Source organism: Blautia caecimuris, from assembly GCF_024622975.1.
Classification (GTDB): Bacteria; Bacillota; Clostridia; order Lachnospirales; family Lachnospiraceae; genus Blautia_A; species Blautia_A caecimuris.
On record NZ_JANJZT010000017.1, the window covers coordinates 83054 to 90932 of the forward strand.

General features: G+C 39.5%; 6 protein-coding genes. All 6 read left to right on the forward strand.

Going from position 1 to position 7879, the window contains the following annotated elements; genetic code table 11:
- The first annotated feature begins 19 nt into the window (after window positions 1–19).
- Window positions 20–1948: an AAA family ATPase gene (locus NSA57_RS11755; protein WP_257464926.1), complete on the forward strand. Its 1929-nt coding sequence runs from the start codon at window positions 20–22 to the stop codon at window positions 1946–1948.
- A gap of 116 nt (window positions 1949–2064) precedes the next feature.
- The gene (locus tag NSA57_RS11760; protein WP_118030255.1) at window positions 2065–2268 is read left to right on the forward strand and encodes an excisionase; all 204 of its coding nucleotides are present in this window, start codon (window positions 2065–2067) and stop codon (window positions 2266–2268) included.
- Window positions 2269–2365: 97 nt separating this feature from the next.
- A complete protein-coding gene (locus tag NSA57_RS11765; RefSeq protein ID WP_257464927.1) occupies window positions 2366–3628 on the forward strand; it encodes a site-specific integrase in 1263 nt (420 codons plus the stop codon).
- A gap of 447 nt (window positions 3629–4075) precedes the next feature.
- A complete protein-coding gene (locus tag NSA57_RS11770) occupies window positions 4076–5329 on the forward strand; it encodes an ATP-binding protein (RefSeq protein WP_257464928.1) in 1254 nt (417 codons plus the stop codon).
- A gap of 748 nt (window positions 5330–6077) precedes the next feature.
- A complete protein-coding gene (locus NSA57_RS11775; RefSeq protein ID WP_257464929.1) occupies window positions 6078–6575 on the forward strand; it encodes a DUF6431 domain-containing protein in 498 nt (165 codons plus the stop codon).
- A gap of 75 nt (window positions 6576–6650) precedes the next feature.
- Window positions 6651–7879, forward strand: a 1229-nt coding sequence (locus NSA57_RS11780; protein WP_257464931.1) for a DDE-type integrase/transposase/recombinase, incomplete at its 3' end; no start/stop codon positions are given.

A 7879-nucleotide genomic window follows, 5' to 3' on the forward strand; every position in this document is an offset into this window, starting at 1 on the left:
GTTATAGGAGGAACAGAAAATGTCAAGATATACAGAAGAACAGATAGCAAGAGCAAATGAAACAGATCTGGTTTCTTTTCTGAGGGCCAGAGGGGAAAAACTGAAGAAATCAGGAAAAGAATATCGATGGATGAAGCATGACAGTCTGACAGTCGATCATAATGAGTGGTATCGCTTTAGCGGAAGTAAAGGAGGACATCCCATTGATTTTTTAATGGAATTTTATAATATGTCATTTCCGGAAGCTGTAAAAACATTAATCAATGAATTGCCCGGCGAAGATAAACAGGAAGTTAAAAAAAACGAACAGGAGGATGCAGGCAGCCATGAAGGCTGCCCCATCCCCTTAGAAAAAGCGAAATTACAACTTCCAAAAGCATATGAAAACAATGACAGAGTGAGGGAGTATCTGACAAAGGAAAGAAAGATCTCTGAAAAGATTATTGACCAGATGCTTGCAGAAGGGAAAATTTACGAAGATGCGGTAAAGCACAACGTGATATTTATTGGTTGCGATCCGAAAGGAACGGTTCGTTATGCAGGCATAAGAGGAACGAAAGAAAAATACCGGGGAGATGCACCGGGATCGGAAAAGGCATATGGATTTAGCCACACGGGTACAGATGATACGTTATTTGTCTTTGAAGCACCAATCGATCTGCTTTCTTTTCTGAGCGTCACAGGAGATGGATGGGAAACCCATCACTATATTTCATTGGGCGGAGTCAGCGAAAAGGCGTTGATGCAGTATCTTGCAGATCATAAAAATATCCGAAAGATTTATCTCTGCCTGGATAATGATACTGCCGGAAATGCCGCTTGTGAGAAGCTTGCAGAAAAAATCCCTGACGATAAGATGGTGATGCGATTAAGACCAGTAAAGAAAGACTGGAATGAATGTCTGACAGCAGGAATTGATAGAAAAGATATGGCAGAGAAAATTCCTTTGAAAAAGAAACAAGTACAGGAAGAAAATCCAATTCCAGTCATAAAAATGTCAGATGTGGAAGAAAAAGTAGTGCAGTGGTTATGGTATCCATTTATCCCATTTGGAAAAGTAACTCTGATCCAGGGAAATCCGGGAAAAGGAAAAACATGGCTTGCAATGGCACTTTGCGCATATTGTACAGCAGGTAGAGAACTTCCAAATGCGCTTCCAATCAAGCCTTTTAATGTTTTTTACCAGACCGCAGAAGACGGAGTCGGAGATACGATCAAGCCAAGACTTGCAAAATGTGGAGCAGATATGACAAGGGTCCGTTTTATCAATGAGGAAGAAAAGCAGCTTTCCATGACAGATGAAAGGATTGAAAAGGCAATCAGGCAGAATGATGTAAGGCTGATGATCATGGATCCGATACAGACCTATCTGGGAGCCAATGTGGATATGAATAGAGCCAATGAGATACGCCCACTGTTTCGCAATCTCAGTAATATAGCAGAACGTACAGGCTGTGCCATTGTACTGATTGGACATTTGAACAAAGCATCGGGAGTGCAGAGTGATTATCGTACACTGGGATCTGTGGATATCGCTGCAGCGGTCAGAAGTATTTTGTTTGTAGAAAAAGTTGAGAAAGAGAAAAGCCAAGATATTCGTGTGGTCTATCAGCAAAAGGATTCCTTGGCGAAAAAGGAAAATCCGGTAGCCTTTTCTCTGAGCGATGAAGGACTTATTTGGATGGGAGAATATGACATTTCCATTGATGATCTGCTTGCCGGAAATACTGGAACAAAGAAAGAGACGAAATTGGAAAAAGCCAAAAAGCTTATTCTTGAATTGCTGGGAAAAAGGAAAATGATGTGTCTGGAAGAACTGGAAGCAGAGTTGCAGGCATATGAAATTTCGGCAAGAACCGGAAGAGATGCGAGAAAAGATTTGGAGGACCAGTTAAACTATGGATGGTATCAAAGCAGAAAGACAATTTCACTGAAAAAAGATTCTTAAGCAGTTACATTGGCAAAAAAAGGCATTGGCAGTGGCAACGCGTATAGAGCCACTTGCTTGCCGCCAATGTCAGAGAAATTTACATAGAAGAAAATGATGCGAGAGGAGATGAACAGATGAGTAATTATGAAATACCATACTGGAAGAAATATACATTATCTATTGAGGAAGCGGCGGCATATTTCCGTATTGGAGAAGGAAAGCTTCGTAAATTGGTAAGCGAAAATCCCAATGCAGAATATCTGTTGTGGAACGGAAACCGTGTGCAGATTAAGAGAGAAAGATTTGAACGATTTGTAGATACACTTAGTGCAATATAAAAAAACAAAGACTAAAAATAAAAAAGAAGGAGGTGTTCGAGGTGGAGGCAACGTGATATACTAACAATATCATGTTGCGTCCCCTTGGAGGTAGAATATGATTTCAAAGAGACGTGATGATAAAGGAAGAGTTCTCCAGCAGGGAGAATGGCAGGAACCAAGTGGAAGATATCGTTATAAATATACAGATTCACTTGGAAAGCGAAAAATATTATATAGTTGGAGATTGACAGAATCGGATAAGATGCCGGAAGGCAAAAGAGCGGATTCTTCATTGAGAGAGAAAGAACGCAAAGTACAGTCCTTACAGATGCAGGGAATCACCGGAAGTAAGTTGACGGTGCTTGAACTGGTGGAAAGATATCTTTCATTAAAAACAGGAGTGAAGCACAATACATTAGCAAACTATAATTTTGTCGTAAATGTATTGAAAAAAGAAGAATTTTCTCATAAGAAGGTGGATGACGTTAAGCTGTTTGATGCGAAGATATTTCTGATTAAGCTTCAGAGAGATGGACGAGGATACAGTTCAATTCACTCGATCAGAGGCGTGTTAAGACCGGCATTCCAGATGGCTGTGGATGATGATCTGATCCTTAAGAATCCATTTGGATTTGAACTTGGTACGATACTGGTTAATGACAGTCAGAAGAGAGAAGTAGTTTCATTAGAGGATGAGACAAGATTCCTGGAATTTGTAAAGAATGATCCACACTATAACCGTTACTATGATGCATTTTACATTTTGTTTAAAACGGGGCTTAGAATATCAGCGTTTTGTGGACTTACCGTGAGAGATCTGGATTTCAAGAATGAAGTGATACGAATTGATCATCAATTGCAGAGAACCAGAGATATGAAGTATGAGATTGTATCAACGAAAACGACAAGTGGAACCAGATTGCTACCTATGGAAGAAGATGTGAAAGATGCATTCCTTCGTATTCTGAAGAACCGCAAAAAGACGAAGAAAGAGCCAACAGTGGATGGATATGGGGGATTTTTGTTCCTGGATAAGAATGGGAATCCAATGGTTGCACTTCACTGGGAAAAGTACATGCAGCATGCAAGAGAGAAGTACAACAAAGAACATTTGTTACAATTACCCTTGATTACTCCGCATATCTGTAGGCATTCATATTGTACAAATATGGCAAATTCCGGAATGAATCCAAAGACTCTGCAATATCTCATGGGCCATTCAGATGTATCTGTGACGCTTAATATTTACACGCATACCGGCTATGACGATGCAAAGAAAGAACTTGCCAGGTTGAAAGAAGCAAAGAAAGAACTGGATAAAAACCGGTTTGTAACCCAAAAACATGCACAAATAACTCATGAAAGCCTTATTTCGTAAGGCTTTCCGGATAAGAAAAATAACCCATTTATAACCAAAATGCCCGAAAAAACATGAGAAAATGCAAGAATTTATGAGAAAAAAAGCTGTTTTAGAAAAATGTGTATAAAGGCTGGAAAGCCAGTATTTACAAGGCTTTGAGAAGATATAAGGAGATAAAATGAGTAAGATAAAAGTGTTATTCATCTGCCACGGCAATGTTTAATGGATGTCGTGACAGCCTTGATTTTATTGGATTTCTTGAGTATTAACCAATAATTTACACCTTATTTATACCTTTGGAAGACCGGATCGGAACAATTAAAAAAGTTGTCATAATTCAGTTGGTCAAAAAAGAATACTACACTCAAAATTAATTAAAAAAATCAATCGTAAAAAAATACGATTGATTTTTTGCGCATTTTTGCATATAATATAATCATTATGGTTGGAAAGGGAACGTTTACTATGCGTGAAACAAGAATATTAGAATTCAAGGAAACGATTACGAATACTTTTTTGAAAACAGTTAGTGCCTTTTCGAATTACAATGGTGGAACAATTCTTTTTGGGGTTGATGATAATGGAAATGTGAAAGGATTGCCAGATGTAAAACAGGCCTGTCTGGATATCGAAAATAAAATCAATGACAGTATATCACCTCAACCAAACTATACACTTGAAATACAGAATAATGACCAGACGATAAAACTTACTGTAAAAAGTGGTCTTCAAAAACCGTATTTATATAAATCGAAAGCATACAAACGAAATGATACAGCAACGATAGAGGTAGATACATTGGAATTTTCAAGGCTTGTATTAGATGGAAAAAATATTAGCTTTGAAGAATTACCTTGTAAAGATCAGGAGCTATCTTTTGAAATTTTACAGTGTAAACTGAAAGAAAATATTTACATTGAAACTTTCAATCAAGATACTTTAAAGACATTGAACCTGTATGACAATATAAATGGTTATAATAATGCAGCGGGACTTTTGGCAGATAAAAATCATTTTTCAGGAATTGATATTGTTAAGTTCGGTGAGAATATCAGTATTATTCAAAAAAGAGTAACGTTTGAACATATATCGGTTTTAGAAATATATGAAAAAGCACTTGCTGTATTTAGAGATTATTACCAATATGAAGTAATACAGGGAGCTGACAGAAAGATGGTAGAGAAAATACCGGAAGCAGCTTTCAGAGAAGCAATTGCAAATGCTTTGATTCATAGGGTATGGGATATTAGTTCACACATCAGAGTTTCTATGTTTGATGATAGAATAGAAGTAGTGTCTCCGGGTGGATTGCCGGCGGGAATAACGGCAGAAGAATATTTATCAGGTAAACTATCTATTTTAAGAAATAGAAATCTTGCAAATGTATTTTACAGACTGGGATTAGTAGAGATATTTGGAACAGGAATTACACGAATCAAACAACTGTATGCAGAGAGTTTGATAAAACCAGAATTTGAAGTGTCAGAAAATGCTATAAAAATTGTACTACCGATATTTGAAACGAATGTCAATTTAACCGAAGACGAAAAAGTGATTTACAAATTTTTAAGTAAGACGATGCTGAAACCAATAAGTGAAATTGCACCATATGTCCCATTTGGCAAATCAAAAACAACACAATTACTGAAAGCTATGGAGAAAAAGGGTGTGATTGCAGTTGAAGGAAAAGGCAGAGGAACAAAATATATCATTAAGTGATTGAGAACATAGAGGGGTCAAATTACACAATCTTTCAATAACACAAGGAGAAAATCATATGATAAAAATTTTATTTTTATGCCACGGCAGGGTGAACGGACTACCGAATGTGTAGGTAAAAGTGCCGCAGAACTGGGCATAGTACGGCAGTCATAGTGCCACGGAACTACTGAAGGACTACTTCTCAGGCGAGTTAAAGTGGATTGTGTAGAAGTAATCGTTAAGAGAGTATATATGTGAACCCCTTGGGAAAATCGTTAATAGAGTTCTACGGAGAGACTACTACAGGTGAAAGTTAAGTGAATATTTGAGAGAGGACGTCCTGCAGGTGTGGGGCGTTTTTGTTTGTGATCTAGTGGAGAAAGCTATTAAGGTATATGATAAGAAATGAGAATTATTATTGAAGTTGTTGAAAAATAGTAAGTAAGTAATCATCCGTATCTTTTTTTTCATTTTTTATTCTGCTACAATCTCCTTAAAACTCAGGAGGTATTCTATACACTATGAACAAAGAAGAAAAAGCAAAACTCTGGGCTGACCGTATCCAGCAATACATGTTGTTGACCTCATAAATTATCAAAATACTGATTTACTTGCCTGTCTCTGAATTGACCTGTATACTGTCATCAGCATACAAAAAGGAAAAGGTCTCAGAGCACCCTCCTGGCAAGTTGTGTACTCTGAGACCCTGGTCACTAAACCATGGTTATTATATCAGATTATTCACTTGTCCTCAAGGAGGATTTTGGTGTTTTTTGTTGAGAGCAGTGTGACCACCCATATGTGCCCCATCTGTCAGGCTACGCTTCGTTACCGGGATTCACGCCCACGCATCCGTAGAAAGGAAGGCGGTTTAAAAGATCAGTTGATCATCCGGCGGTTTTATTGTAAGAACTGCCACTCTTATCATAATGAACTTCCGGATTGTCTTGTTCCGTACAAGCATTACGAAACAGAAGTGATCTCCGGGGTGCTGGATGGCGTTGTACAGCCGGAAGACTTAGATTCTGAAGACTACCCGTCCTGCGCTACCATGCTCCGCTGGCTGCAATGGTTCTGCGAAAATCTTGAACGTATCAACGGATATTTAAGGACGATCCGGGAGTTCCTGCTGGGTTATAATGAAGAGAGGATTTCCCCTGGTTCACTGCTCGATTTTTTCAGGAATCAATATCAAAACTGGTTGGAAATCATCTTACGCCAGATTTACAACAGCGGAGGATTTTTAGTCCCGATCCGCTGGTAAGGCTTATGCACCTACTTTGCATCGTCTGTCAAAGTACCAAAGGGTATATTGGTCTCAAAAGGAGGTCATTATCTTATGAATACAACAATAAACAGACAACAATGGCAAGAGGAAGAAGCCCTCAGGCGTTTTCAATTGATTTCACCGCTTCTCCAGACTGGTCTGGATGATGCAAAGCGTATCCAGCTTCGCAAAAAGATTGCAGAGGAAAACAACATATCTGTCCGTTCCCTTTACCGCTATGAAAAAGCTTTTTCGGAAAGGCAGTTTACAGGGCTAAAACCTGCTGACCGTGAGAAACACCGGTCACAAAAACTTCCGGAAAACTTTTCGTTCCTGTTGGAACAGGCAATCCAACTTCGCAAGGAGGTTCCGGAGCGGTCGGTTGCCCAGATCATCTACATTCTGGAAACGGAAGGGCTTGCGGTACCCGGTACTTTAAAGCGTTCTACTTTGGAACGCCATATCTATAAGGCTGGTTACGGACAAAAGCAGATGCAAATGTATCAGGATGCAAGAAACAGTTCTTCCAAACGCTTTTGCAAACCGCACCGTATGATGCTGATCCAGGCGGACATCAAGTATGGACCCAAGCTTCCAATCGGAAGAAATGGGGCTAAGGTACAGACTTACCTGTCCTCAGCAATCGATGACCATTCCAGGTATCTCCTATCATCCCGGTTTTATGACAATCAGGGAGAATCAATCATTGAAGATACGTTTCACCAAGCGATTTCCCGGTATGGAATCTTCGATTCCTGTTACTTTGATAATGGAACACAGTATATCGCAAAACAGATCCGTTCTTCCCTTGCAAGGCTGGGCATCCGTGTGATGTATGCAAAACCAAGATCCGGCAAAAGTAAAGGGAAAATCGAAAAGTTCCATCAGGTGGTAGATGCTTTTATCCGGGAATCAAAGCTGAAAAATATCAGAACATTGGAGGAACTGAACCGTTTGTGGGCAATCTACCTGGATGAGTATTACCACAAGAAAAAGCATGATGGCATTGCAGAATACTACGAAAGCCTCGGTGCCGCCATTCCGGAAGAAGGGATATCACCACTGCAGGAATGGAACCGGGACAGCCGTCCACTGACTTTTTTGGATACAGCCGTTGTAGCCGAAGCTTTCCTGCACCATGAGCAGCGAAAAGTGGATAAAGGTGCCTGTATCAGTTTCCGTGGGCAAAGGTATGAAACCAAACCTGCCCTGATCGGATATACGGTGGAAATCTCCTATGATCCGGCAAATCCTGAGATCATCACCGTTTCCTATCCCGGATTTGAACCTTTTCAGGCAAG